Source organism: Marinobacterium sp. MBR-111, from assembly GCF_040547585.1.
Lineage (GTDB): Bacteria > Pseudomonadota > Gammaproteobacteria > Pseudomonadales > Balneatricaceae > Marinobacterium > Marinobacterium iners.
The window spans coordinates 139468-165249 of the sequence record NZ_JBEPQA010000006.1; the positions used below are offsets into that span (position 1 = coordinate 139468).

Here is a 25782-nt window from a genome sequence, read left to right on the forward strand (position 1 = left end):
TCTTTAGGCATGCCATGCTGGGTCCGCACTGCAAGACCGAGATTCGAACGATCACGTCAGGCGCGTTAGCACTGCATCTACATCATCTAGAAAACTCGTCCAATCACCATCTTCGTCAATGCCATTGATACGCAAGAGGAATAACCCCTCAACGGCCAGAAAGGCAACGCGGGCTGCTTGGGCGTTTGAAGATGCGCCTGTCATACGGTTAAAAATTCCCCGGTACCAGTCGCGTGTTTCCTTTAAGTTTTCAGGGTTTTCCAGATAACTGACCATCAGGCCTGCAATCTTGGCATCCATAGCCTTTTGTGCGGTTCTCATTGCCTCAATGTAACTTCGAACAAAGCCGAGCGGATCATTTGTCGGTGTTTCGTCCAGCATCGCATCGAACCGACTTGTCCAGCGGTCAACTAGGCTGCTTACCAACTCATCTCTGCTGGAGAACGAGTACTGTATGCCTCCCTTGGAAATGCCTGCAGCCTTTGCCAAAGCACCAATGGTCAGCGCTGAACCACCTTGTTCGCGTACAAGTGCTTCGGCCACATCCAGCAACCCGTCACGGGTAATAGTTGGTTTTCTGCCCATTGTTTTTCTTGTTTACCCCCACTATTATCTTTTTAAATACGATTGTATTTATATTTTAAATGACGCGCAAATCAGGGGTGAACCTGTGTCTTACTACTTTCTAAACCCCAGGCGCTGGCTGATTCTGATAGCAGTAATGCTGGCATTCCTGCCGGTTGTTCTCGATATGACCATTCTGCATGTTGCGGTCCCCACGTTAACCCAGGCGTTGGGAGCAACAAATAACCAAGTGCTGTGGGTCATCGATATTTATCCGCTGTTGATGGCCGGCTTGCTGGTGCCTATGGGTACTCTGGCCGACAGGGTAGGTAACCGACTCATCTTACTGATCGGCTTGGTGATCTTCGGGGCTGCCTCAGCCGCGACGGCCTTTGCGCCTACTGCACAGATGCTGATTGGTGCGCGCGTTATGCTGGCGTTGGGGGGGGCAATGATAATGCCGTGCGTGCTGGGCATTATCCGCCGTACCTTTGAGGACGATAAGGAGCGAGGACTGGCGCTCGGATTATGGGGTACGGTGGGGGCTGCCGGTGCGGCGGTTGGCCCGTTGATAGGTGGTGCGCTGCTGGAACATTTCTGGTGGGGCTCGGTGTTCTTGATCAACGTGCCTCTGATGCTCGTTGTAGCTCCGGCCTGCTGGCTACTGCTGCCGCGTCAGGAGCAGACCGTACCCGGTCATTGGCCGATTGGTCAGGCTTTGCTGCTGGTCATGGGTATGATTGCGGTGGTGTATGCGGCCAAGACGGGTTTTGGTGGCAAGCAACCCCTTGCAGTGGTGTTGCTGACGTTGGCTTTCGGATTGGCAATGCTGGTGCTGTTTGCTCGTAAGCAGTTCCGCGCTGCTGCGCCGATGCTGGATCTTTCCTTATTGGCACACCCTGCCATCGTCGCTGGCATCATCATGGCGGTGGTCGCCAGCGGCGCATTGGCCGGGGTCGAACTGACTCTGGCGCAGGAGCTGCAATACGTCCTGGACAAAACACCGCTTCAGGCCGGGATATTCATGATTCCCATCATGGCTGCGGCAGCAGTGGGCGGTCCGGTTGCGGGCTGGCTATCTGCCCGGTATGGACTACGGCCAGTGGCCAGCCTGTCGATGGTCGTCGCAGCGCTGTCGCTGGGCTGGCTTGCCGTGCAGAATTTTCATGCTCCGGGAGTGATTGTACCGCTACTGTTGGCACTGCTGGGTTTAGCGCTGAGTATCGGCCTGACTGCGTCATCCATCGCTATTATGGGCTCAGTCGATGCAAGTAAGGGCGGTGCTGCAGGTTCGCTGGAAGCGACCGGGTATGAGCTTGGCACTGGTCTCGGCATCACTCTATTTGGTGTGTTTATGTCGGTTATTTTCAGGCGTAACCTCACGACCCCTGCTGGGTTATCCCCTGATCTCGCAGATCAGGCTGCGGTTTCGATGGGCGATACGTATCTGGTCGCGCGGCAGCTTTCCGACGATCAGGCCGCCGCATTGGTTGCTGCGGGCAAGGCGGCTTTTTCGACCACACACTCAGTGCTGCTGCTGACGTCTGCCGCATTGATCGGGGGGCTGGCGGTGTTGGTGTTTTTCCTGCTGACTGACATGCGCAAAGACTCTGCCTGAGATTAGCGCATGCCGACATCGTGCCCGGTTTGCTCGGCTCGGACAAATCTCATATCCGCAGGGCAGGCTCAACAGTTATATTTTTAGTGATAAAGTGGGAATAGGCGGCGAAGAGAACGTCTGATGTGAAAACGGGTATGGTATGCGGCTCTATGGCGGTTGGGATCAGCATGAATGCCGAGACGGGACGGTGAGGCAGAGTAACGAGATGGACCAAGAAACACGGGATCAGGCTTTCATGCGTCATGCTCAGGTGCTCGCGGCGCGTGCAGCCGAGCTGGGAGAAGTGCCGGTAGGAGCGCTGGTGGTGCTGGATGGCGTTGTGATTGGCGAAGGCTGGAATCGACCGATCAGCAGTCATGATCCGACAGCTCATGCTGAAATCATGGCGTTAAGGCATGCTGCAGACAAGGTGGGAAACTATCGCCTGGTGGGAGCCGAGCTGTATGTCACCATCGAACCCTGCACTATGTGCGCCGGTGCCATCATTCACGCACGTATTGCAAGGGTTGTGTTTGGTGCCACTGAGCCCAAGGCAGGGGCTGTGGTAAGCAATGGCTGCGTGTTTGATCAGACCTGGGTCAATCATCGTCCGGAGTATCAGGGTGGGGTATTGGCACAAGAATGCAGTGAGCAGATCAGTGATTTTTTCCGCTCGCGCAGAGCACAAAAGAAACGGCTCAAGGTTACAGGCGGCCAGATCCCAGACAGCACAGGTTTAGAGTGAGCTGGGCAGGTTACTCAAGGGCAGAGGGCGTGTTTCCGAGCTGCTTTCATTCGAGTCAGCGGCATCGCTGTCGCTTTCAAGGTCCGGGTTCAGGTTGCGTGCCCCGGCGGTCTCCACTTCCCAGCGCAACAGCTCCATATACTTGCGGATGTTGCTGACGTACTGCACCGGCTCATGCCCTCGGGCGTAGCCGTAGCGCGTTTGGTTGTAGTAGCGAGGGTTGCTCAATAGAGGCAGGTATTCGCGGACATGTTGCCACTTGTCGGGGTCCTTGCCGGCTTTCTGGGTCAGGATGCGGGCATCTTCAAGATGACCAAACCCCACGTTGTAGCCTGCCAGTGCAAACCAGGTGTGGTCGGGCTCAGGGATCCGCTCAGGGATCTTCTGCTTCACATTGACCAGGTATTGAGCACCGCCGAGAATGCTTTGCTTCGGGTCGGTACGGTCATCAACACCCACCTCAGCTGCCGCTGCCTGCGTCAGCATCATAATGCCTCGAACGCCTGTGGGTGAGACGGCATCGGCTCTCCAGTGTGACTCCTGATAGGCGATGGCCGCCAGCAGTAGCCAATTGATCCCGCTTGCGTCTGCTGCTTCACGGAACCAGGGGTAAAGTGGTAGAAAACGTTCTTCCAGGTCCCTCCGAAATGAAACCGTATCGAAGAAGTTAAGCGGGTTGGTGCGTGAAAAGTAGCGTTCCTCGAGGGTTTTGATCAATTGTGCTGTTTCTTCCAGAGCAAACCATTGTTGCAAAGCTGCCTTGAGAGTGCCGTCATGATGGCGATTTAGCATCCAGGCGATGGGCTGGGGTGGTTGCAGTTCAAATGCGGCTTTCAGGCCGGGATAGAATGATTTTTGTGCATCAAAAACGGTTGAATCCAGAATGGTGTAGTCGAGGCTGCCCTCATGGACTCGGTCGAGCAGGTCGGTAACCGTATCATCCGGGTTACTGAACCACCGCAGCTTGGGGAATTCTTGTCGCAGTTGATCCAGCAGTTCTTCATAACTTGAGCTTTTGAGGACACCGATGCTGCGTCCGTAAAGGTCCAACGGGGTTTTGGGCGCCGGATTTCCCTGTCGTACTCGGTAGATCAACACGGGTGCGCTTTGGCGGTAGGGAGGCGAAAACTCAAAGCGCTGCTGGCGCTCGCGGGTGACGGTCAGGCTGGCAGCGGCCAAATGGGCGTTACGCTCCTGCAAGACCTGAAACAGCCCCGAGAAACTGGATGGCAGGACCAGTTCAAGCTCCACCCCCAGGTGGTCAGCAAATGCCTTGGTAAGTTCATATTCAAACCCTGCCGGCTCGGAGCGGCGAATAAAATAGGTCATGGGAGTATTGGTGGTGGCTACCCTCAGAACACCGTTGTTGCGAATCGCATCGAGCTGGGTAGGCGTTTTCAGCCCGATTATGGCGAGCACGAGCGTGAGACTGATCAGAGCGCCCGAATAGATCAGTTCGCGCAGGTGGGGTGATTTCCGCTCTTTAAACATAGGCTCGGCTATTCTGTATCTCGGTCGCCCGATCGGGTAAAATCAGCTTTCATTCTTTCGCTCTCCCATGCCTGGTCTGCAGGTAGAATCAAGAGGCTCGATATCAACATGCTCGTACTGCGTGGAGCTCCCGCTCTTTCGTCTTTTCGTCATGCCAAACTGCTTTCCTCGATCCGGTCGCAGGTTTCGTCCGTTACAGGTCTATACGCAGAATACACTCATTTTGCAGATCTGCAGCGTGATCTGGAGGAACAGGAGTCTCAGGTTCTAGATCGTATCCTGCGTTATGGTCCCAAGGCCAGTGCGGAAGAACCGGTCGGAGAACTCTTCCTGGTTGTTCCGCGTCCCGGCACTATCTCGCCCTGGTCCAGCAAGGCCACGGATATTGCCCGTAATTGTGGCCTGAATGCAATCGAGCGCCTTGAGCGCGGCGTCGCCTACCATGTGCGCAGCGAACGGCCGTTGACTGCTGAGCAGCGCGGTCACATCGCCGAGCTGCTGCATGATCGCATGGTCGAAGCGGTGATGACTGACCTGGATCAGGCGCAGTCCCTGTTCCGCCACGAACAGCCACGAACCATGACTCAGGTCGACATTCTCGGCGGTGGTCGTGATGCCCTGGCCAAAGCGAACGTAGAGCTGGGTCTGGCGCTGGCAGACGATGAGATCGATTATCTGGTTGAAAGCTTTAACGGTCTGGGGCGCAACCCCAACGATGTAGAGCTGATGATGTTCGCCCAGGCGAACTCCGAGCACTGCCGTCACAAAATCTTCAATGCCAGCTGGGATATTGATGGCGTGCGTCAGGAGCATTCCCTGTTCGCCATGATCCGCAACACCTATAACCTGGGTGGTGAAAACGTCCTGTCTGCCTACAAGGATAACGCGTCCGTAATCGTGGGCAGCAAGGCGGGTCGTTTCTTCCCGCATCCGGCCACCGGCCAGTATGGCTACAACCCGGAAGCGATCCATATTCTGATGAAGGTGGAAACCCACAACCACCCGACCGCCATCGCGCCGTTTTCCGGTGCCGCGACCGGCTCTGGCGGTGAGATTCGTGATGAAGGTGCTACCGGCCGTGGCTCCAAGCCGAAGGCGGGCCTGACCGGTTTCACGGTATCCGATCTGAACATCCCAGGCTTCGAGCAGCCCTGGGAATCCGGCTATGGCAAGCCGGAGCGCATCGCGTCTGCGCTGGATATCATGATCGAAGGCCCCATCGGCGGTGCCGCGTTCAACAACGAATTCGGTCGTCCCAATCTGACCGGTTACTTCCGTACCTTCGAACAGCAGGTGCCAGGTGCCAATGGCGATGAAGTGCGCGGTTACCACAAGCCGATCATGATCGCCGGTGGTCTGGGCAACATCCGTGAAGACCATGTGGAGAAGGGCGAAATCACTGTCGGTGCCAAACTGATCTGCCTGGGTGGCCCGGCGATGCTGATCGGCCTCGGTGGCGGTGCGGCGTCCTCCATGTCTTCCGGCAGCTCTTCGGCCGATCTGGATTTCGCCTCCGTACAGCGTGGCAACCCGGAGATCGAGCGTCGTTGTCAGGAAGTGATCGACCGCTGCTGGCAGCTGGGCGATGATAACCCGATCGCCTTCATTCATGACGTGGGTGCCGGTGGTTTGTCCAATGCCTTCCCCGAGCTGGTGAAGGATGGTGGTCGTGGCGGCAACTTCGAACTGCGCAACGTCAATAACGACGAGCCGGGCATGTCGCCGCTGGAGATCTGGTGTAACGAAGCTCAGGAACGCTATGTGATGGCGGTGAAGCCGGAAGATCTGGCCCGCTTCGAAGCGATCTGTGAGCGTGAACGCTGCCCGTTTGCCGTGGTCGGTGAGGCTACCGAAGAGCACCACCTGACCCTGGGTGATACCCACTTCGAGAACAAGCCGGTCGACCTGCCGATGAGTGTGCTGTTCGGTAAGCCGCCGAAGATGCACCGCACCGTTGAGCGTAAGGCTTACGAAGTACCTGAATTTGATACCGCTGAAATCGAACTGGCGGATGCAGCCGAACGTGTACTCAAACTGCCGGCAGTTGCTTCGAAAAGCTTCCTGATTACTATCGGTGACCGCTCCATCACCGGCACCGTTGCCCGTGATCAGATGGTTGGTCCCTGGCAAGTGCCGGTGGCTGACTGTGCCGTGACTACCGCGTCCTACGACACCTATGCCGGTGAAGCGATGGCGATGGGCGAGCGTACCCCGCTGGCGCTGATCGACTCACCGGCCTCAGGCCGCATGGCGGTCGGTGAGACCATCACCAACCTGGCCGCGGCTCGTATCGGTAAGCTGTCCGACATCAAACTGTCCGCCAACTGGATGTGCGCTGCCGGCCACCCGGGTGAAGACGAAAAACTGTATGACACCGTCAAGGCGGTGGGTATGGAGCTGTGTCCGGAGCTGGGCATCACCATTCCGGTGGGCAAGGACTCCATGTCCATGCGTACCGTTTGGAATGACAACGGCGAGCAGAAGAGCGTGACTGCACCAATGTCGCTGATCATCTCCGGCTTTGCGCCGGTGTTGGATGCGCGCAAGACACTGACGCCGCAGCTGCGCACCGATAAGGGTGAGACCGACCTGATCCTACTGGATTTGGGCAACGGCCAGAACCGCATGGGTCTGTCGGCACTGGCGCAGGTCTACAACGAAGTCGGTAACAGCGTACCTGATGTGGATGACGCCGAGCTGCTGGCCCACTTCTTCACCGCCATTCAGGAGCTTAACGAGCAGGGCCTGCTGTTGGCCTACCACGATCGCGCCGATGGCGGTCTGTTGGCCACTGTTGCCGAGATGGGCTTTGCCGGTCGTACCGGTGTGGATCTGAACCTGGATCTGCTGGCCGAAGACACCTCTGAGCTGGCCGCCGCCCTGTTCAACGAAGAGTTGGGTGCGGTAATTCAGATCCGTCGCGACGATATGGAAACCGTGCTGAACGAACTGAACGCGGCAGGCCTGGGTGATGTGGCCAAGGTGATCGGTACGCTGAATCCAGATCTGCAGCTGAACTGCTTCTTCGATGACGAAGAGGTCTACAGTGCCGATCTGATTCAGCTGCAGCGCTGGTGGAGCGAAACCTCCTTCCGTATTCAGGCGCTGCGAGACAACTCCGAATGTGCACGGCAGGAGTTTGATCGTCTGTTGGATCGTGAAGATCCGGGCCTGAATGTAAGCCTGAGCTTTGACCAGAACGAAGACGTGGCGGCCGACCTGATCGCCTCCGGTGTGCGTCCGAAGGTTGCGATCCTGCGTGAGCAGGGCGTCAACGGTCAGGTCGAGATGGCGGCAGCCTTTGACCGTGCCGGCTTCGATGCCATCGATGTGCACATGAGCGATATACTGTCCGGTCGCATTACGCTGGATCAGTTCCGTGGTCTGGTCGCCTGTGGCGGCTTCTCCTACGGTGACGTTCTGGGTGCTGGCGAGGGCTGGGCCAAGTCCATTCTGTTCAACCCGGTGGCGCGCGAGCAGTTCACCGCATTCTTCGAGCGTGAAGATACCTTTGCGCTGGGCGTGTGCAATGGCTGTCAGATGCTGTCCAACCTGCATGAACTGATTCCGGGTGCCGATCTCTGGCCGCATTTCGTGCGTAACCAATCGGAGCAGTTCGAAGCCCGTGTAGCGATGGTGGAAGTACAGGACAGCCCGTCCATCTTCCTGCAGGGCATGGCCGGCTCCCGCATGCCGATCGCGATTGCTCACGGTGAAGGTCGTGCCGAGTTTGAAGACGATGCGCAGCTGCGCATGCTGAATGAATCCGGTACAGTCTCTCTGCGTTTTGTGGATAACCGTGGTGATGCCACCACTGTGTACCCGGCTAACCCGAACGGTTCGCCTCTGGGTATCACCGGTCTTACTACGCCGGATGGCCGCGTCACCATCATGATGCCGCACCCTGAGCGTGTCTTCCGTGGTGTGCAGAACTCCTGGGCGCCGGATGACTGGTCCGAGGATGGTGCCTGGATGCGCATGTTCCGCAATGCGCGTGTCTGGGTCGGTTGATCGGGTAATGGCTTGAATTTAGAAACGGCAGCTTCGGCTGCCGTTTTTGTTGGTGTTGGATAAACGCTGGCAGACAGCATCCAACAAAAAAGCCGGCACAAAGGCCGGCTTTTTATTAGAGCAGAAGGGTTCTTATTGCTGAGCGCGCTTCTGACCCATGATTTCAACGTCTACACGACGATCCGGACGCAGGCATGCGATCAGTTCTGCGCCACGACCGGTGCAGTTTGCAACCGGAGCGGACTCGCCCATGTAACCGATAGTCATTTTGCTGGAGTCAACACCGGCCTGACCCAGTTTGGCGGCAACGGCTTCAGCACGACGCTTGGACAGCTGTTCGTTATAGGCAGCTGAACCGATGAAGTCAGCGTAACCTACCAGTTTCACACTCTGGAGGCTGGCCAGTGAACCGATGTAGTTAACGATGTTGCTTACATCACCAACCTGAGTGCTGTCGAAGTCGAAGTACAGAGCGAACTTCTTCTCAACATCAGCCATGGTGGCAACCGGAGCGGCTTCAGGGGCGGCCGGCTCAGCTTTGGCAACAGCGCCATCACAGCCTTCTACTGCCTGATCCTGAGTCCAGAAACCGGTGTGCCAGCATTCGCCGAAGCTGGTGCGCCAGATGGTATCATCAGAGTTTACGGCATAACCCGGAACCTGAGCCTGTACCGCAGCTGAGGTACCCAGTGCCATCGCCAGTCCAGCAGCAATTGCAATTTTCTTCATCATCATATCCTTGTGTGCCAGGTGGATGTTTTTTAATTGTGTACAAGTATAGAACATTCAATCAGGTTTTTCCTTAACGGCACCCATACAGGCAACTTGAGTCCGTTAAGCAGCCGTAACCTGAATCCGGTATGCAGCTAACAGCTATATTAGCTTAGGGTAGAACTTTTTTATATGGTTTTACAGTCACCTTTTGATAGACGCCTGCCTTGCAGTAAGGGTCGTCATCGGCCCACTGGCGGGCGGCTTCAAGCGATGCAAACTCTGCAATGACGAGGCTTCCAGTGAATCCGGCAGGCCCTGGATCTTGACTGTCAATGGCAGGGTGGGGGCCTGCAACCAGCAGACGCCCTTCACCTTTGAGTTGTTCCAGCCGTGCAAGGTGCTCAGGCCGTGCGGCCATGCGGGCTTCAAGTGAATTTTCAATATCTTCTGCAATGATAGCGTAATACATCAGCTTTCTCCGCTGTTCTCTTCCTGTTCGGGCATGTGCCTGGATATATAAATGCCCTGGCTAATGACAAAAACGAGGGTGCAGCCGAGCATGCCGAACAGCTTAAAATTGACCCAGGCTTCCTCGCTCAGGGTGTAGACCACCGCCAGGTTGGCTATTCCCATAATAATGAAGAAGCCTATCCAGCCAATATTAAGATTGCTCCAGACTTTGGATGGCAGTTCGATGCTACTCTCCATCAGGCGCTGTACGATGGGTTTCTTGCCGATAAACTGACTTAGCAGGAAGGCTGCTGCAAAAAGCCAGTTAACAACAGTAGGCTTCCATTGAATGAATGCCTTGTTGTCCAGTAACACAGTGGCGCCGCCGAGAATCACAACCAGACCAAGGGTGACCAGTTGCATTTTCTCGATCCGATGAGTCTTGAGCCAGGTGTATGCCATCTGGGCCAGCGTGGCCGGAATTAGCACAGCGGTGGCCAAAATGATGTCACCACTGAATTTATATACCGCAAAGAATATAATGACAGGAAGAAAGTCGAGTAATAGTTTCATCGGGCCGCTAATATGGTTGGTGAAAGGTTCATTTCAACAGAGGTAAACAGCTTATCGTGACTGAGTCCACAAAAGTGGCACGCCTGCCAGGGTTTGACCTCCACATGCATAGTACCGCATCTGATGGCGCACTGTCCCCGTCAGAGCTGGTTGCAAGGGCGGTGGATGCAGCGGTCGAGTATATGGCATTGACTGACCACGATACGCTGGCAGGGCTTGCGGAGGCGCAGCAGGCGGCCAACGATGCCGGCTTGACGTTGATACCTGGTGTGGAACTTACCTGCCTGTGGAATCGACGTGTGCTGCATCTGCTGGGCTTGGGGATTGATCCTGACTACCCGGGTTGGAAAGACTATGAAGCCCGGCTGGCAGAGTTGCGTGTTACCAGAGCTGATAAAATCGCACGCAAGCTGGTTGCTCGTGGTGTGCCGGATAACATTATTGAACTTGCCAGAGCACAGGCAGGGGATGGTCAAATCGGCAGGCCTCATTTTGCGCGTGCATTGCTGGCGGCAGGAGTTGTAAGCAGTGAGAATGAAGCGTTTGATCGTTATCTTGGACAGGGCAAGCCCGGTGATGTGAAGGCGGAATGGCCGGATATCGTTGAGTCGATTGATATTATTCGCAAAAGCGGCGGCTTTTCCATTCTGGCCCATCCAACAAAGTACAGTTTAACCTTTTCAAGGCTGAGGTTGCTGATTGCTGAGCTTGCCAAGTCTGGAATTGATGGTATTGAGATTGGTTGTCCCAATGTTAGCCGAGACCAAGTAGGTCTGTTGTTGAGAATAGCGGATACACTTGACCTTAAAATTTCGTCCGGCAGTGATTTTCACAATCCGGATATGACCTGGACGCGACTTGGCCGTTTCCCTGCCGTCGAAAGCGACAGGCATCTTATTTATGACTTTATCAGGCGCTGAAGCAGTTCAGTGCTGATTCGACAGGAGGCTTGAAAATGAGCCAGTTTTTTCAGATACACCCGGAAAACCCCCAGGCACGCCTGATTCAACAGGCGGTAGAGATTATTCGTTCAGGCGGGGTTGTCATCTACCCCACTGATTGTGCCTATGCGCTGGGTTGCCATTTGGGAGATAAAAAGGCGGTTGATCGTATCAAGCGTATTCGGCAGTTGGATGATAAACATAATTTTACCCTGGTATGCGACGATCTTTCCTCTATAGGTACCTATGCCAAAGTGGATAATCAGACCTTTCGTCTCTTGAAGGCGCATACCCCTGGGGCGTATACATTTATCCTGCCTGCCACTACAGAAGTGCCACGCAGGTTGCTGCATCCGAAGCGTCGCACGATCGGTATTCGTGTACCGAATAATCCGATCGTTGCAGCGCTCTTATCCCAGCTTGGCGAGCCCATTATGAGTACCTCCCTGATTATGCCGGGTGAGGAGTTGCCAATGACGGATCCATACGAAATGCGAGACCTGCTTCAACATCAGGTTGATCTGATCATTGATGGTGGATATTGCGGTATGGAAGCAACCAGTGTGATTAATATGGTCGATGAAGTGCCGGTTGTTGTGCGTGAAGGGGCTGCTGATACTTCACATTTTAAATAGGATTTTTTGCTGTCAGTATTGAAAAAAAAAGTTTTGTAGCGATAATTAAGCACATTCACCTGTTCAATTAATTTATGGCGGCAAAATATGACTGATTTTAACAAGATTCTGACTCGCAAAAATTCTCTGCGTAAGCACTGCCAGGAGATGACACTGGCCGAAATCGACAAGGTTATTACTGACCTTAACGATATTCGCTTGGAGCTTGAAGAGGCTAAGCTGCGTGAAGAGCAGGAGCAGCAGGCCAAAAAGCATCAGGTAGAAGAAATCCAGCGTTTGATGCGCGAAGCCGGTATTGGGCTGGAAGAGCTGAAGCAGAATGTTGAGCCGGTTGCGCGTAAAAAAGCGGTCAAGGCCAAATACGTTATTAAGGATAGCGAAGGTAATGAGCACGCTTGGTCTGGTCGTGGCCGTACACCGGTTGCCTTCCGTGAATATATGGACGCGAATAATCTGACCAAGGAGCAGTTGCCCACCGTTGATTGATCGGGCATCATGCATGTGGCGATAGCCTCTTCGGGGAAACCCGAAGGGGCTTTTTTTGGTTTTTCGCCGATTTATATCAACAGGGCAGTCGTCAGGTGCCCCGAAAAGAGACGTCAAAATGTCAGATGAAAAATTGCAAAAGGTTTTGGCGCGCTCCGGTTTTGGCTCACGTCGTGAGATGGAGCGTTGGATAGAAGAAGGTCGTGTTGTCCTGAATGATCAGCCAGCCAAGCTGGGGGACAGGGTCAGCGCTGCTGACAAAATCATTCTGGATGGCAAACCGGTCACACTGACCTTTGCCTCGATGGCAGAGCGTCGTGTTCTGATTTACAACAAGCCGCTGGGTGAAGTGTGTACGCGGCATGACCCTGAAGGGCGGACGACGGTTTTCGATAATCTGCCTCCCCTCAAACAGGGGCGTTGGGTTGCCATTGGCAGACTCGATATCAATACCACGGGGCTGCTGATTTTTACCACTGACGGCGAGCTGGCCAATCGTATGATGCATCCCTCCATGCAGATCGACCGCGAGTATGCGGTCAGGGTGCTTGGGAATGTGGACGATGACATGCTGGAGCGATTGAAGCAGGGTGTTTTGCTGGATGACGGCATGGCCAGGTTCACTGATGTGCGTTACTTCGACGGTGAAGGCGCCAATAAGTGGTATCACTGTGTTGTGATGGAAGGGCGTAACCGTGAAGTGCGTCGTTTGTGGGAATCGCAGGGGCTGCAGGTTAACCGGCTCAAGCGGGTGCGCTTTGGTCCTGTGTTCCTGCCCAGCGATATCAAGGTAGGCACCTGGCGTGAACTGCCGCCCAAAGAGGTTGAGTTGCTGGCACGTGAGCTGGAGCTGGATACCGCTCGTACCCATCGCCCGACACCAAATGAGGCAGAAAAAGAGCAGCGCCTGTACAAGCGCCAGAAAGTGCGTCAGGCGGTGATCAAAGGGCAGCCTGCTGCGGTGGAAGAGAAGCGTCGCAGTGGCAAAACCAAGGCCCGCTCGGTGGGTAAGCGAAACACCGGTAATCGCGGGCGTCGGGTCTGAGTTCCGGGGTCAGGCGGATTCCTGACCCTGGGCTTCCATGGAGCGGCCATTGACCCCCTTGCTGTCCGGTCCCATCAGGTAAAGGTACAGCGGCATGATTTCAGCCGGGGTGGGGTTGGTCTCGGGTGGCTCGGCGGGGTAGGCGTAGCTGCGCATCTGGGTGCGGGTCGCGCCCGGATTAATGGCGTTGACCCGAATGGCTGGATCGTTGTCCAGCTCGTCTGCCAGTACCTGCATCATCCCTTCGGTCGCAAACTTTGATACCGCATAGGCCCCCCAGTAGGCACGGCCTGTGCGTCCTACTCCTGACGATGTAAAGATCACGGATGCATCGCTGGACTTGTGCAGCAATGGTAAAAGCGCCTGAGTCAGCAGGAAGGGGGCGTGTACGTTAATGCGCATGACCTTTTCCCAGGTAACCGGATCATAGTTCTCGATCGGGGTGCGCATGCCAAGAATGCCGGCATTGTGCAGTACCCCGTCCAGATGGCCGAACTCATCATACAGCTGGTTGCTCAGCTCGATATAATCATGCTCGACCGCAGTATCCAGATTCATGGGTACGATGGCGGGCTTGGGCAGACCGGCGCTCTCGATTTCGTCATACAGTGATTCAAGCTTTTCCAGGGTGCGGCCAAGCAGTACCACGGTGGCGCCGTGTCTGGCGTAGTGCCAGGCAGCGGCACGGCCAATTCCGTCGCCGGCGCCGGTAACCAGAATGATCCGATCCCTGAGCAGGTCGGCCGGTGCATCGTAGTGAAACATCCTTAGCTCCTTAAACTCCCCGGCTTTTCCGGGAGTATGTTTTCAGCCTGTGACAATAATGAGTTTAGCAGCGGCTGCAGCTCTGATGGCTGATGTGAAATATAGTGACTGTTCCAGTCTTCGGCTTGTTCCCCGGCGTTCAGGTAGCCCCAGGCTGCCGCAACGGTGATCATGCCTGCGGCGTGACCTGCTTCGATGTCCCGTCTGTGATCACCCACGTAGATGCACCTGGTCGGGTCGACCTCCAGCTGTTGGCAGGCCAGCCAGAGGCCCTCTGGGTCGGGTTTGCTGGCGTTGACATCTTCCGGGCAGACAAGGCTGGCACAGCGTTCGGTCAGATTGAGGCTATCAAGCAAGGTGAGGGTGAAGCGCTGTGGCTTGTTGGTGACGATGCCCCAGCGAATCCCTCTTTCTTCCAGCCAGCTCAGCAGAGGCTCTATCTCGTCAAACAGTCTGCTGTCTTGGCAGGTATCGGTGCCATAGTAATCGAGCAGTTGCTGGTGCAGCGCAGGAAAAGCATCCGCGTCCTGCTTCAGCTTGAACGCATGCATCACCATGGCACGGGCACCGTTGGAAACCTGGGTGCGCAACTCATTGAATTCAATGGGCTCGCGCCCAGCTTCGTTTAGCATGCGGTTGATAATGCGGTGGAAGTCACGAGCACTGTCGAGCAGAGTACCGTCCAGGTCAAACAGCACTGCCTCGATGGTTGCCATTATTCCGGACTCCGGCTGCAGGCCAGCATGTAGTTGACGCCAACATCATTCGGGTCAAGGCGGTACACCTTGGTCAATGGGTTGTAAACCAGACCGCTCATCTCCCCCATGTTAAGGCCGGCACCCCTTACCCAGCCACCCAGCTCGGCCGGGCGAATGAACTTGTTGAAGTCATGGGTGCCATCAGGGACCAGTTTAAGCATGCGCTCGGCGCCCAGAATGGCAAACAGGTAGCTTTTGGGGTTGCGGTTCAGAGTGGAGAAGAACACCTGCCCGCCGGGTTTGACCAGACGGGCGCAGGCGCGTACCACGGACTCGGGGTCAGGGACGTGTTCCAGCATCTCCATGCAGGTTACCAGATCAAAGCTGGCGGGCATCTCATCGGCCATATCCTCGACTGTGATGCGACGGTAGCTGACGCGGGCACCACTCTCCAACCCATGCAGTTTGGCAACCTTGAGTGGGGCTTCGCCCATGTCGATGCCGGTAACCTCGGCGCCACGGTGTGCCATTGCCTCGGACAGTATGCCGCCGCCACAACCCACATCCAGAACGGTCTTGCCAGCCAGGGAGCCGATTCGATCGATAAAATCCACCCGCAGAGGGTTGATGTCGTGCAGAGGCTTGAACTCGCTGTTGCGATCCCACCAACGGCTGGCCAGCTCCTCGAATTTGGCAATCTCGGCCGGATCAATATTCGGCGTACGCTCGTCACTCATCAGTTTTGCCCTTGCGTCCAGAATCAGATATGCCGCATTCTAGCACTATGGTTTGAGGGTCGGAAATTCACCTCTTTCAATACATCAGGGAATACACGCCGGGGGTAAAAGGATGATCGGTTTCTGGAAGCGAAATGATACGGGTGCAGAAGACAAGCCTCGAGCATCAGAGGTGCGGAAACAACCGCCGCTGCTGACGGGACGGGCGCAACTCTCCGAGACTGCCATGGTGGAGCTGCTCAATCGGGCGAGTGTTGTTCGTTTTGCTGCCGGTGATGACCTGCTGGCGGTGCACCCGGAGCTGGCCAGCAGTTATATTTTGGTGCAGTCGGGTGCAGTTCGCGTGGCGCCCGCTGAAACCGAAGAAGCGATCAGTCTGGAAGTGACTACGGCGCTGAATCTTGTAGGTGCTGAGGGAGCAATCCTGTCTCGCTTCAGCGTGCAGGCCCAGAGTGACGGGCAGTTGTTGCTGTTGAATGATGCTGCGTTCAGTCAGCTGCAGGAATCCACGCAGCTGGTGCTGTTGCAGATGGCGCAGCACTCGGCCGCAGAGCGATTTCTGCAGTTGCTGGATCATTATCGACGGGCGCAGCAACGTTATGAACGGCTGTCTTCGGTGCTGTTTACCTCTGCCGCCGATGCAGCTGAAGCCTTTGCAGGTTCGGAGCCGGTACAGCAAATCATTGCCCGTATACCGCGCTTGCCGGTTTCCAGTGTGGAGCTGCTTAATCGGCTGCTCGATGAAAAAACAACACACTCTCAGATTGCCGAGCTGGTGCGCCAGGACCCCTCCCTCACGGCAACTCTGCTGAAAGCGATCAATTCATCACGCTATAATTTCGACCAGAAAATTACCGATCTGAGCCATGCGGTGAGTCTGTTGGGCTTTGAGGGTGTATATCAGATCATCATGGCCGAAAGCATGCGCAAAAGCCTGCCGGATACGGATCGTTTTCGTGTCAGCTATCATCGTGCGCTCTTGCTCTCCTATCTTGTGTTTGCCCTTGCACAGGCCAGTGGTCGAGCGCGGCCCGCCGAAATGGCCACCATCGCGCTGCTGCATGACGTGGGCCGTATCGTAATCGAACTGTTGCAGCGCCAAAACCCGGCCTTCAAAGCGATGATTGGTCAGATACATCCCGGTGTGGTGGGGGCTGAGCTGCTTAAGGCCTGGCAGCTGCCTGAGCCGGTCTGGAGCAGTATCGCCTTGCAGCACTACCCTGATTTTGTTCAGCCGCGCCGACTGCCAGCCGAGATGCAGGATCGGGTTGCGTTGTTACACCTTTCAGCCTGGTTGCTGGACTGGCGAGAGCAGGGAGGGAGTGTCGATGAGCCCCTGTTTTTGCAGGAGTATCTGGCGCACGTGGGCTGGGAGGGGGCTACGGCAGAGCAGGTCTGGGAGCGTAAGGTCAAGCCTTTGCTTCGTCAGCGCCGAAGTGCCCTGCCCAAGGCGCTGCAGCAGATGCTCGATGATGCTTGATCCCTGTCAGGGAGTCGGCCGGTTAGCGTGAAATCCGCTCAGCTGTGGTATACTCCCGCGGTTTGAAAGCGCGCCATCAGGGTGTGCCCAGGTACCGGATCAAGGAAAGCTGAGCGAATGGGTGATTTAGCCAAAGAAGTTCTGCCAGTCAACATCGAAGATGAGCTGAAACAGTCCTATCTCGATTATGCCATGAGCGTCATCGTCGGGCGTGCTCTGCCGGATGTGCGTGACGGCCTTAAACCGGTTCATCGGCGTGTACTCTTCGCCATGAACGAACTGAACAATGACTGGAACAAGCCTTACAAAAAGTCTGCCCGTGTGGTGGGTGATGTAATCGGTAAGTACCACCCTCATGGTGACAGTGCGGTATACGACACTATCGTGCGTATGGCGCAGAACTTCTCCATGCGTTACATGCTGGTAGATGGTCAGGGCAACTTTGGTTCAGTCGATGGCGACTCGGCTGCGGCCATGCGTTATACCGAAATCCGAATGGCCAAGATTTCCCATGAGCTGTTGGCCGATCTGGAAAAGGAAACCGTTGATTTCGTCGACAACTATGACGGTACGGAGCGTATCCCGGCCGTGCTGCCGACGCGGGTTCCCAATTTGCTGGTGAACGGCTCGTCCGGTATTGCCGTGGGTATGGCGACCAATATCCCGCCGCATAACCTGGGCGAAATCGTCAAGGGCTGCCTGGAGTTGATCAATAACCCGGATATCAGTATCGATGAGCTGATGGAGTTCATTCCGGGGCCTGACTTCCCCACCGGCGGCATTATCAATGGTCGAGCCGGTATCCTGCAGGCCTACCGTACCGGTCGTGGCCGCATCTATGTGCGTGCGCGCCACCATATCGAAGACCATCCCAAAAACGGCCGGCCGATGCTGGTGATCACCGAGATCCCGTATCAGCTGAACAAGGCGCGTCTGATCGAGAAAATCGCTGAGCTGGTCAAAGAGAAGAAAATAGAGGGAATCAGCGAGCTTCGAGACGAGTCTGACAAGGACGGCATGCGCATCGTGATCGAGTTGCGCCGTGGTGAAGTGCCCGAAGTGATCATCAATAACCTGTTTGCCCAGACTCAGCTGCAAAGTGTGTTCGGGATTAACATGGTGGCGCTGGTTGATGGTCAGCCGAAGATTCTGGACCTTAAAACGATTCTTCAATGTTTCGTTCGTCACCGCCGTGAAGTGGTGACCCGCCGTACCATCTTTGAACTGCGCAAGGCACGCGAACGTGGGCATGTACTGGAAGGTCTGGCAATTGCGCTGGCCAATATCGATCCGGTCATCGAACTGATCAAGCAGTCTCCTTCGCCTGCCGAAGCGAAAGAACGTCTGATCGCAACCGCTTGGGTGCCGGGTAATGTGACCGACATGCTGGAACGTGCAGGTGAAACCGCTTGCCGGCCTGAAGATCTGGAGCCCCAGTATGGCATGCGCGACGGTCGTTATTACCTGTCACCGGTTCAGGCCCAGGCAATCCTCGACCTGCGTCTGCACCGCCTGACTGGCCTTGAGCACGAAAAACTGATCGCTGAATATCGCGAGCTGCTGGATAAGATCGCCGAGTTGCTGCATATCCTGGGCTCTTATGAGCGCCTGATGGAAGTGATCCGCGAAGAGCTGGAAGCGCTGGTGGCAGAGTATGCCGATGAGCGCCGTACCGAGATTCAGGCCTCCATGCAGGATCTGACCGTGGCGGATCTGATCACCGAAGAGGATATGGTGGTGACGATCTCTCATGCCGGCTACGCCAAAACTCAGCCTCTGACCGATTATCAGGCTCAGCGCCGTGGTGGCAAGGGCAAATCAGCGACGGCAATGAAAGATGAAGACTTCATCGAACACCTGCTGATTGCCAATACCCACGACACCATTCTCTGTTTCACTAACATGGGCAAGGTGTACTGGCTTAAGGTTTACGAAATTCCTCCGGCCAGTCGTGCCTCCCGTGGTCGCCCAGTGGTCAACATTCTGCCACTGGCCGAAAACGAGTGGATCAGCACCATTCTGCCGGTGCAGGCGTTTGATCCTGACCGATTCATTTTCATGGCAACTGCCAACGGTACCGTGAAAAAGACACCGCTGGATGCCTTCTCGCGTCCGCGCAGTACCGGTTTGATTGCACTGGATATTGTGGAAGGTGACCGCCTGATCGGCGCGTCTCTGACCAGTGGTCAGGATGATGTCATGCTGGTGACCAGTGCCGGCAAGGCGATCCGTTTCAACGAGAACGATGTTCGCGCCATGGGCCGCACGGCACGCGGTGTTCGCGGTGTGCGCATGGATGATGATGTCCAGGTCATAGCCCTGATGGTGCCGCAGGCAGGAGGCGAAGTACTGACCGCTTCCGAGCACGGTTACGGCAAGAAGACCCGTGTGGACGAGTTCCCACTGCGCGGTCGTGGTGGTCAGGGTGTGATCGCCATGCAGTGTACCGAGCGTAACGGCCAGCTGGCCGGTGCGGTGCAGGTGTTCGAAGGCGACGATGTGATGCTGATCAGCAACCGCGGCACTCTGGTACGGACGCGCAGCAGTGAAATCTCAAGTCTGGGCCGCAACACTCAGGGCGTGATGCTGATCCGCCTGGCTGAAGAAGAGGCGCTGGTGGGGATTGCGCGTATTGAAGAGCCTGACGAAGAGGATCTTGAAGCGGCAGAAGACAGTGCCGAAGCACGCACCGAGGTACCGAAAGAGGCTACCGATGATGCGCAGGATACTCAGGCTGATGATACCGGCAGTGATGCCTGATTCCCTTTATCTAACTGGAATTCAAAGCTGAAATGACACGTAAATACAATTTCAGTGCAGGGCCAGGGGCTCTGCCGGAAGAGGTTCTGCAACAGGCACAGGCTGAGCTGCTGGACTGGCACGGTCAGGGGCTCTCCATTATGGAGATGAGCCATCGCAGTGACGAGTATGTTGGCGTTGCGGCCCAGGCCGAGCAGGATCTGCGCGACCTGATGGGCATCCCGACCAACTACAAGGTGCTGTTCCTGCAGGGTGGTGCAACGGCCCAGTTTGCCATGGTGCCGATGAACCTGTTGCGTGGTGCGAGCTGCGCGGACTATATCGATACCGGCATCTGGTCCGGCAAGGCGGTCAAGGAAGCCCGGCGCTATGCACAGGTGAATGTGGCTGCCAGCACCGCAGGCAATAATTACACCTCGGCGCCGGCGCAGTCAGAACTGCAGCTGACACCTGGGGCAGCCTATCTGCATTACACCACCAACGAAACCATTGGTGGTGTCGAGTTTGACTACATTCCCGACTGCGGCGATGTGCCACTGGTTGCTGATATGTCTTCCGATATTCTGTCTGTCCCTGTGGATGTCAGCCGCTTTGGCCTGATCTACGCCGGCGCACAGAAGAATATTGGTCCTGCTGGCCTGACGGTGGTGATCGTGCGTGAAGATTTGATCGGCCAGACGCTGGCGGGTACGCCGAGCATGTACGACTACAAGATCCACGCTGACGCTGACTCCATGAACAACACGCCGCCGACCTTTGGCTGGTATTTGGCCGGGCTGGTGTTCCAGTGGCTCAAGCGCCAGGGCGGTGTAGAGGCGATGGCCGAACTGAACCGCCGCAAGGCCGCTAAGCTCTATGCGGCCATTGATGCCAGCGATTTCTACGGCAATCCGGTAGCGATCAACAACCGCTCCATCATGAATGTGCCGTTTACGCTGGCCGATGCCGCTTTGGAAAAACGTTTCCTTGAACTGGCAGAAGCAGAAGGAATGCTCAATCTTCAGGGGCATCGCTCTGTTGGTGGCATGCGGGCGAGCATCTATAACGCGGTACCAGAAGCGGCGGTGGATGCGTTGATCGGCTTCATGCAGCGGTTCGAAAAAGAGCAGGCCTGAGTATGAAGGCGACTGACAAGGGTGCGGCAGATGCGCAGGAAGCGGAACTGCGGGTGTTGCGTGATCGCATCGATACGGTGGATCGTCAGATCCACCAGCTGCTGAATGATCGCGCCCGGCTGGCACAGGGCGTGGCTGAAGTGAAGGAGCGCTATCGCGAAGGGGGCGAGACACCGGTATTTTACCGACCTGAACGTGAAGCGCAGGTGTTGAGAGCCGTAATGGCCCGCAACGAAGGGCCGTTGCCCGATCAGGCCGTTGCACGCCTGTTTCGCGAGATCATGTCGGTCTGCCTTGCGCTTGAGCAGCCGATGCGTGCGGTGTTCCTCGGTCCTGAAGGCACCTTTACGCAGCAGGCAGCGCAGAAGCATTTCGGGCAGGCTGTTCATTGTCAGGCGTTGCCAAGCCTGGAGCAGGTGTTCAGTGAGGTGGAGCAGGGCAGTGCTCACTATGCTGTTGTCCCCATCGAGAGTGAGGATGCCGGTTTGATCCGGCATACGCTGGATCTGTTTCGCCGCTTCGGCCTGTATATATGCGGTGAAGTGGAGCTGGCTCCCGAAGCGGCAGCGCAGGCCACTGATCGTTGCCCCCGTTTTCTGGTCGTTGGTCGTGAAGCGATTGGTCCCAGCGGTGATGACAAAACCTCACTGTTGCTCATCTGCCGTGATGAGCCTGGCGTGCTGCATGATCTTTTGTCGCCTTTTCACCGACGCAATATCAGTCTGACGCGTCTGGAAACACGCAGCAGCGGTGAGCACGACTGGAAAATGCTGTTCTATATTGATTTCGAAGGTCATCGTGAAGATCCCGCAGTTATCGAATTGCTGACGGAACTGGGTGGTCTCGATATCGAGGTAAAATTTCTCGGATCCTACCCGAAAGCGGTGCTCTGAGTTCATACAGTATAAGGATGCCAAGGGATGTCATGTGATTTTATGGCACTGGCGACACCTGGAGTACAGGGGTTGCACCCCTACGAAGCAGGCAAGCCGGTTGAGGAGCTGGAGCGTGAGCTGGGGATACACGATATCATCAAGCTTGCCAGCAATGAGAATCCGCTGGGACCCAGTGCGTATGCGATTGAAGCTATACAGAAAGCATTGGCCGAAGCTACCCGTTACCCAGACAGTAATGGCTTTCGTCTCAAGGCGGCGCTGCATCAATATTATGGACTGATGCCAGAACAGCTGACGCTGGGTAACGGCTCCAACGACGTGCTTGAGCTGATCGCGCGTGCCTTTCTTCAACCCGGAGATGAGGTTATCTTCTCCGAATACGCCTTTGCGGTGTACCCCATTGTGACTCAGGCCTGTAGTGCCAAGGCGGTCATCACGCCCGCTCGTGATTATGGTCACAATCTTCAGGCGATGGCTGAAGCCATTACAGAAAGTACCCGCCTGATTTTCATTGCCAACCCGAATAACCCAACCGGCACCGCCTTGATGCGTGACGAGCTGACAGCATTTCTGGCAGCCGTGCCGGAGCATGTCATTGTCGTGCTGGATGAAGCCTATACGGAATATGTTGAGGCTGGAGACTTTCCGGATGGGCTGGAGTTACTGCCTCAGTTCCCGAATCTGGTGGTAACCCGAACATTTTCCAAGGCCTGGGGGCTTGCCGGCCTGCGCGTCGGTTTTGCTGCCGCCAGTACAGTGATTACCGATCTGCTTAACCGTGTACGGCAACCGTTCAATGTATCCCATCTCGCGCTTGCGGCTGCTGAGGCTGTTCTTGATGACGGTGATTACCTGGCTCGCAGTGTCGAGCTTAATCGCAGGGGAATGGCTCAGCTCGAGCAGGGGCTGAAACAGCTTGGAGTCGGTTATATCCCCTCGTTCGGGAACTTCATCACTGCCGATATGGCACGCCCGGCCCAGCCCCTGTTTCAGGCACTGCTGCATGAAGGCGTGATCGTGCGGCCATTGGGCGGATACCGGATGCCTCAGCATCTGCGTATCAGTATCGGTCTGACAAATGAAAATGACCGGTTCCTGCGGGCACTCAAACAGGTGCTGGCGTGCTGAACTACTCGGGTAAGTCGCAATACCAGCTCGACAGAGTGCTGATCATTGGCTTGGGGCTGATAGGTGGCTCTTTTGCCAAGGCACTGAAGATTCGTTCCTGTGTTCGTGAAATCGTGGGTGCCGATCGCAGTGAGGAGGAGTGCCGGCTGGGTCTCGAGCTGGGTGTGATTGATCGTGTTGCCACTGACCTTGAAGCGGAAGTGTCAGCGGCTGATCTGATCGTCCTGGCCGTTCCGGTCAAGGCGATGGAAAGTGTGCTTGAACAGATTCGTCCCTGGCTGCGTTTGCGCACACTGGTGACGGATGTCGGCAGCACCAAGGGAAGCCTGGTAGCAGCCGCACGTCGTCTGTTCGGGCAATTGCCACCGACCTTTATTCCTGGGCACCCCATTGCCGGTGCCGAGAAAAGCGGTGTGCGTGCTGCCGATGCTGACCTGTTCGAGCGACATAAGGTGATCCTAACACCGCTGCCCGAGACCGATCCAAATGCCACGCTTGAGTTGGCACGCCTGTGGCAGGCGGTAGGTGCCGAAGTATTGCAGATGGAAGTTGAACGGCATGATGAAGTGCTGGCTGCAACAAGCCACTTGCCGCACCTGCTGGCATTTTCGTTGGTCGATACACTGGCGCGTGAAGAGGAAAATCTGGATATTTTTCGTTATGCCGCAGGCGGCTTTCGTGACTTCACGCGCATTGCTGCCAGCGACCCAACCATGTGGCATGACATCTGTGTTGCCAATCGAAGTGCGGTGCTGGCGCAGATTGATCGTTATACCACCGGTCTGACTCGTCTGCGCAGTGCCATTGACACTGGCGATAGCCAGACGATGCTGGGAATCTTCACGCGAGCCAAGGCGGCTCGAGATCACTTTACCCGATTACTGACGGGGTCAGCCTATTCATCGAATGATCATGCGGCTGGAGTAAGCTTGCGTGTCAGCAGTGATGCTGCACCAGTAGGTGAACTGGTATTGCCGGGTGATAAGTCGGTTTCACACAGGGCGATTATTCTTGCGGCCATAGCCGATGGCGTAACGGATATCAGTGGTTTTCTCGAAAGTGAAGACAGCCTGGCGACGTTGCAGGCAATGCGTGATATGGGCGTAGTCATTGAAGGTCCGCATCAGGGCAGGGTCAGAATCTACGGAGTTGGCCTGCATGGGCTTAAACCGCCACCCGGGCCGCTCTACCTGGGTCACTCGGCTACCTCGATGCGTCTTTTGGCGGGTGTGCTGGTCGCTCAGCCGTTCGATACCGAGCTGTTCGGTGACGAGTCCCTGAGTCAACGTAATATGTCACGTGTGGCGGAGCCGCTGCGCCTGATGGGGGCGGATATTGAAACCGGTATTGGCGGCTGCCCGCCACTGAAAATAAAAGGGGGGCGCAGGTTGCGGGGTGTTCGCTATACCCTGCCGATGCCCAGTGCACAGGTTAAATCAGCGCTGCTGCTGGCAGGGTTGTGGGCGGAAGGTGAAACCCGAGTGGTTGAGCCGGTGGCGACACGTGATCACACCGAACGGATGCTGTCAGCGCTTGGAGTTGATATGAGCAGTGACGCCGGGGAGGTCTGCCTTAAACCTGCTCAATCGCTGCGAGCTACACCTATCGAAGTTCCGCGCGACCTGTCCTGGGCGACACTGTTCATGCTGGTAGCCAGTCTCAGCCCTGGGGCTGACCTGCTGCTCAAAGGGGTGGGTATTAATCCCAGTCGAGCGGGTGCGCTGCGCGTGCTTGAGCGCATGGGGGCTGTCATTACACTGTCTGAGCAGCACCTCCAGGCAGGGGAACCGGTAGCCGATATTCATGTCAAGGCGGGGCGGCCACTGTCTGCAGTGACAGTGGATCTGTCAGATCTTGCCACGGCCAGCGACGAGGTACCTCTGTTGTTGGTGGCTGCAGCCTGTGCAGTGGGACACAGCCGATTTACCGGGCTGGATGGATTGCGTCGCAAGGAGGAAGATCCGGTGGCGCAAACAGCGCAGCTGTTACAGCAATTGGGTGTGCGGCTAAAGCTGGATAATGACCGAATCGAAGTAACCGGTGGGTGCATCGAGGGTGGTGAGATCATGTTGAATGGGCAGATCCGGGTTGCCATGGCGGCGCTGGCGGCTGGGCTCTGCGGCAAAAATACACTCAAAATTGGCGGAGGCGGCTGTTTGTTGGCAGCATGCCCCGATCTGATCGAGTTGATGCAAAGACTGGGTCTGAATGTGCATAAGGAGGAGGGCTGATGTCCAGCCAGGAAAAACAGGCCGCCGTCATTACGGTGGATGGCCCCAGTGGGTCGGGCAAGGGAACAGTCTGTCAGTTGCTGGCACGCGAGTTGGGCTGGCACCTGCTGGACAGTGGTGCGCTGTATCGCGTAACCGCTTTGGCTGCCCGTCACCATGGGGTTGAGCTGGATGATGTAGAGGCGCTGGAAGTACTGGCGGCTCACCTTGATGTGCGTTTCAAGGCGACAGATGGGGGGGATACTCAGATTATCCTTGAAGGCGAAGAAGTGACCCATGCCATCCGTAACGAGCGGGTAGGAGAGGATGCTTCTGTAGTGGCGGCGCTGGGACCCGTGCGTGAGGCCTTGTTGAGCCGTCAGCGTGATTTTGCGCTTGCGCCGGGACTGGTGGCTGACGGTCGTGATATGGGCACGGTGGTGTTCCCCCAGGCCGGTTTGAAAATATACCTTGATGCCAGTGCCGAAGAGCGTGCACAACGACGTTATAAGCAGTTGATTAGCAAGGAACCCGGTGCTAGCCTTGGTGATATATTGAACGATATAAAGGCGCGTGATGCACGCGACATGAATCGTGCAGTTGCGCCCCTTAAGCCGGCGCCGGATGCGGTGATACTGGATTCCACCTTGATGAGCATTAAAGAGGTGTTACAAGCCGTATTGGATGAGGCAAGACACAGAGGCCTACGTTGATGTAGCCGAAACCTGGGAAGGATCA

The 25782-nt window shown here is 56.1% G+C and carries 22 protein-coding genes; 14 read left to right on the forward strand and 8 right to left on the reverse strand.

Annotation, left to right across the window (positions count from 1 at the left end):
* Positions 1-51: 51 nt before the first annotated feature.
* On the reverse strand, positions 52-585 hold the full coding sequence (locus ABIE61_RS06430) for a TetR/AcrR family transcriptional regulator (protein WP_354407774.1): 534 nt from the start codon (positions 583-585) through the stop codon (positions 52-54).
* Between the two features lie 85 nt (positions 586-670).
* Between ABIE61_RS06430 and ABIE61_RS06435 the strand changes: the two genes are divergently transcribed.
* Positions 671-2182, forward strand: a complete 1512-nt coding sequence (locus tag ABIE61_RS06435; RefSeq protein ID WP_354407776.1) for an MFS transporter — start codon at positions 671-673, stop codon at positions 2180-2182.
* A 208-nt stretch (positions 2183-2390) separates the two neighbouring features.
* A complete protein-coding gene (gene tadA, locus ABIE61_RS06440) occupies positions 2391-2909 on the forward strand; it encodes a tRNA adenosine(34) deaminase TadA (protein WP_354407779.1) in 519 nt (172 codons plus the stop codon).
* Here the strand turns inward: tadA and mltF are convergent.
* On the reverse strand, positions 2901-4400 hold the full coding sequence (gene mltF / locus ABIE61_RS06445; RefSeq protein ID WP_354407782.1) for a membrane-bound lytic murein transglycosylase MltF: 1500 nt from the start codon (positions 4398-4400) through the stop codon (positions 2901-2903). The two genes, tadA and mltF, sit on opposite strands and share 9 nt — an antisense overlap.
* A gap of 108 nt (positions 4401-4508) precedes the next feature.
* Here mltF and purL point away from each other — a divergent pair, with 108 nt between their 5' ends.
* Positions 4509-8411 carry a phosphoribosylformylglycinamidine synthase gene (gene purL, locus ABIE61_RS06450; protein ID WP_354407785.1) on the forward strand — a complete coding sequence of 1301 codons (3903 nt, stop codon included), beginning with the start codon at positions 4509-4511 and terminating at the stop codon, positions 8409-8411.
* A 132-nt stretch (positions 8412-8543) separates the two neighbouring features.
* Here the strand turns inward: purL and ABIE61_RS06455 are convergent, their stop codons facing one another.
* The 3 genes from ABIE61_RS06455 to ABIE61_RS06465 form a co-directional block, all read right to left on the reverse strand.
* Positions 8544-9140, reverse strand: a complete 597-nt coding sequence (locus ABIE61_RS06455; protein WP_091825562.1) for an OmpA family protein — start codon at positions 9138-9140, stop codon at positions 8544-8546.
* Positions 9141-9294: 154 nt separating this feature from the next.
* Positions 9295-9594, reverse strand: a complete 300-nt coding sequence (locus ABIE61_RS06460; RefSeq protein WP_354407788.1) for a YciI family protein — start codon at positions 9592-9594, stop codon at positions 9295-9297.
* Complete coding sequence (locus tag ABIE61_RS06465) at positions 9594-10148, reverse strand: septation protein A (RefSeq protein ID WP_091825566.1); 555 nt, start codon at positions 10146-10148, stop codon at positions 9594-9596. Before ABIE61_RS06465 ends, ABIE61_RS06460 begins: the two co-directional genes overlap by 1 nt.
* A 56-nt stretch (positions 10149-10204) precedes the next feature.
* Here ABIE61_RS06465 and ABIE61_RS06470 point away from each other — a divergent pair, with 56 nt between their 5' ends.
* From ABIE61_RS06470 to rluB, 4 genes are all read left to right on the forward strand, one after another.
* Complete coding sequence (locus tag ABIE61_RS06470) at positions 10205-11068, forward strand: PHP domain-containing protein (RefSeq protein WP_242530132.1); 864 nt, start codon at positions 10205-10207, stop codon at positions 11066-11068.
* A 35-nt stretch (positions 11069-11103) separates the two neighbouring features.
* Positions 11104-11724: an L-threonylcarbamoyladenylate synthase gene (locus ABIE61_RS06475; protein ID WP_206840460.1), complete on the forward strand. Its 621-nt coding sequence runs from the start codon at positions 11104-11106 to the stop codon at positions 11722-11724.
* 87 nt (positions 11725-11811) lie between these two features.
* Positions 11812-12210, forward strand: coding sequence for an H-NS histone family protein (locus ABIE61_RS06480; RefSeq protein ID WP_091825576.1), 399 nt, complete (start codon positions 11812-11814; stop codon positions 12208-12210).
* A 118-nt stretch (positions 12211-12328) separates the two neighbouring features.
* Positions 12329-13255: a 23S rRNA pseudouridine(2605) synthase RluB gene (gene rluB / locus ABIE61_RS06485; protein ID WP_354407793.1), complete on the forward strand. Its 927-nt coding sequence runs from the start codon at positions 12329-12331 to the stop codon at positions 13253-13255.
* 9 nt (positions 13256-13264) lie between these two features.
* Here rluB and ABIE61_RS06490 read toward each other — a convergent pair whose 3' ends face one another.
* From ABIE61_RS06490 to ubiG, 3 genes are read right to left on the reverse strand one after another with little or no spacing between them, the layout of a single operon-like run.
* A complete protein-coding gene (locus tag ABIE61_RS06490) occupies positions 13265-14020 on the reverse strand; it encodes a YciK family oxidoreductase (protein WP_354407794.1) in 756 nt (251 codons plus the stop codon).
* Between the two features lie 2 nt (positions 14021-14022).
* On the reverse strand, positions 14023-14736 hold the full coding sequence (locus ABIE61_RS06495; RefSeq protein WP_354407797.1) for an HAD family hydrolase: 714 nt from the start codon (positions 14734-14736) through the stop codon (positions 14023-14025).
* Positions 14736-15455: a bifunctional 2-polyprenyl-6-hydroxyphenol methylase/3-demethylubiquinol 3-O-methyltransferase UbiG gene (gene ubiG, locus ABIE61_RS06500; RefSeq protein WP_354407799.1), complete on the reverse strand. Its 720-nt coding sequence runs from the start codon at positions 15453-15455 to the stop codon at positions 14736-14738. Before ubiG ends, ABIE61_RS06495 begins: the two co-directional genes overlap by 1 nt.
* A gap of 112 nt (positions 15456-15567) precedes the next feature.
* Here ubiG and ABIE61_RS06505 point away from each other — a divergent pair, with 112 nt between their 5' ends.
* The 7 genes from ABIE61_RS06505 to cmk all read left to right on the forward strand — a co-directional run bounded on the left by ABIE61_RS06505 (position 15568) and on the right by cmk (position 25757).
* A complete protein-coding gene (locus ABIE61_RS06505; protein ID WP_354407802.1) occupies positions 15568-16935 on the forward strand; it encodes an HDOD domain-containing protein in 1368 nt (455 codons plus the stop codon).
* 117 nt (positions 16936-17052) lie between these two features.
* Complete coding sequence (gene gyrA, locus ABIE61_RS06510) at positions 17053-19695, forward strand: DNA gyrase subunit A (RefSeq protein WP_354407804.1); 2643 nt, start codon at positions 17053-17055, stop codon at positions 19693-19695.
* A 32-nt stretch (positions 19696-19727) separates the two neighbouring features.
* The gene (gene serC, locus ABIE61_RS06515) at positions 19728-20810 is read left to right on the forward strand and encodes a 3-phosphoserine/phosphohydroxythreonine transaminase (protein ID WP_354407807.1); all 1083 of its coding nucleotides are present in this window, start codon (positions 19728-19730) and stop codon (positions 20808-20810) included.
* Positions 20811-20812: 2 nt separating this feature from the next.
* Positions 20813-21703, forward strand: coding sequence for a chorismate mutase (gene pheA, locus ABIE61_RS06520; protein ID WP_354407808.1), 891 nt, complete (start codon positions 20813-20815; stop codon positions 21701-21703).
* 27 nt (positions 21704-21730) lie between these two features.
* Entirely contained in the window at positions 21731-22834 is a 1104-nt protein-coding gene (gene hisC / locus ABIE61_RS06525) for a histidinol-phosphate transaminase (RefSeq protein ID WP_206840476.1), read from the forward strand.
* The gene (locus tag ABIE61_RS06530) at positions 22828-25065 is read left to right on the forward strand and encodes a bifunctional prephenate dehydrogenase/3-phosphoshikimate 1-carboxyvinyltransferase (RefSeq protein ID WP_354407810.1); all 2238 of its coding nucleotides are present in this window, start codon (positions 22828-22830) and stop codon (positions 25063-25065) included. The genes hisC and ABIE61_RS06530 overlap by 7 nt, the downstream gene beginning before the upstream one ends.
* Entirely contained in the window at positions 25065-25757 is a 693-nt protein-coding gene (gene cmk / locus ABIE61_RS06535; RefSeq protein WP_091825605.1) for a (d)CMP kinase, read from the forward strand. The genes ABIE61_RS06530 and cmk overlap by 1 nt, the downstream gene beginning before the upstream one ends.
* The last annotated feature ends 25 nt before the right edge of the window (positions 25758-25782 follow it).

Coding starts and splice junctions, on each gene's coding strand:
- rluB (WP_354407793.1), top strand. CDS start 12,329: ATGTCAGATGAAAAATTGCAAAAGGTTTTGGCGCGCTCCGGTTTTGGC.
- purL (WP_354407785.1), top strand. CDS start 4,509: ATGCTCGTACTGCGTGGAGCTCCCGCTCTTTCGTCTTTTCGTCATGCC.
- ABIE61_RS06480 (WP_091825576.1), top strand. CDS start 11,812: ATGACTGATTTTAACAAGATTCTGACTCGCAAAAATTCTCTGCGTAAG.
- tadA (WP_354407779.1), top strand. CDS start 2,391: ATGGACCAAGAAACACGGGATCAGGCTTTCATGCGTCATGCTCAGGTG.
- ubiG (WP_354407799.1), bottom strand. CDS start 15,455: ATGAGTGACGAGCGTACGCCGAATATTGATCCGGCCGAGATTGCCAAA.
- ABIE61_RS06475 (WP_206840460.1), top strand. CDS start 11,104: ATGAGCCAGTTTTTTCAGATACACCCGGAAAACCCCCAGGCACGCCTG.
- serC (WP_354407807.1), top strand. CDS start 19,728: ATGACACGTAAATACAATTTCAGTGCAGGGCCAGGGGCTCTGCCGGAA.
- hisC (WP_206840476.1), top strand. CDS start 21,731: ATGTCATGTGATTTTATGGCACTGGCGACACCTGGAGTACAGGGGTTG.
- ABIE61_RS06490 (WP_354407794.1), bottom strand. CDS start 14,020: ATGTTTCACTACGATGCACCGGCCGACCTGCTCAGGGATCGGATCATT.
- gyrA (WP_354407804.1), top strand. CDS start 17,053: ATGGGTGATTTAGCCAAAGAAGTTCTGCCAGTCAACATCGAAGATGAG.
- ABIE61_RS06495 (WP_354407797.1), bottom strand. CDS start 14,736: ATGGCAACCATCGAGGCAGTGCTGTTTGACCTGGACGGTACTCTGCTC.
- ABIE61_RS06460 (WP_354407788.1), bottom strand. CDS start 9,594: ATGTATTACGCTATCATTGCAGAAGATATTGAAAATTCACTTGAAGCC.
- ABIE61_RS06465 (WP_091825566.1), bottom strand. CDS start 10,148: ATGAAACTATTACTCGACTTTCTTCCTGTCATTATATTCTTTGCGGTA.
- mltF (WP_354407782.1), bottom strand. CDS start 4,400: ATGTTTAAAGAGCGGAAATCACCCCACCTGCGCGAACTGATCTATTCG.
- ABIE61_RS06505 (WP_354407802.1), top strand. CDS start 15,568: ATGATCGGTTTCTGGAAGCGAAATGATACGGGTGCAGAAGACAAGCCT.
- ABIE61_RS06430 (WP_354407774.1), bottom strand. CDS start 585: ATGGGCAGAAAACCAACTATTACCCGTGACGGGTTGCTGGATGTGGCC.
- ABIE61_RS06455 (WP_091825562.1), bottom strand. CDS start 9,140: ATGAAGAAAATTGCAATTGCTGCTGGACTGGCGATGGCACTGGGTACC.
- cmk (WP_091825605.1), top strand. CDS start 25,065: ATGTCCAGCCAGGAAAAACAGGCCGCCGTCATTACGGTGGATGGCCCC.
- pheA (WP_354407808.1), top strand. CDS start 20,813: ATGAAGGCGACTGACAAGGGTGCGGCAGATGCGCAGGAAGCGGAACTG.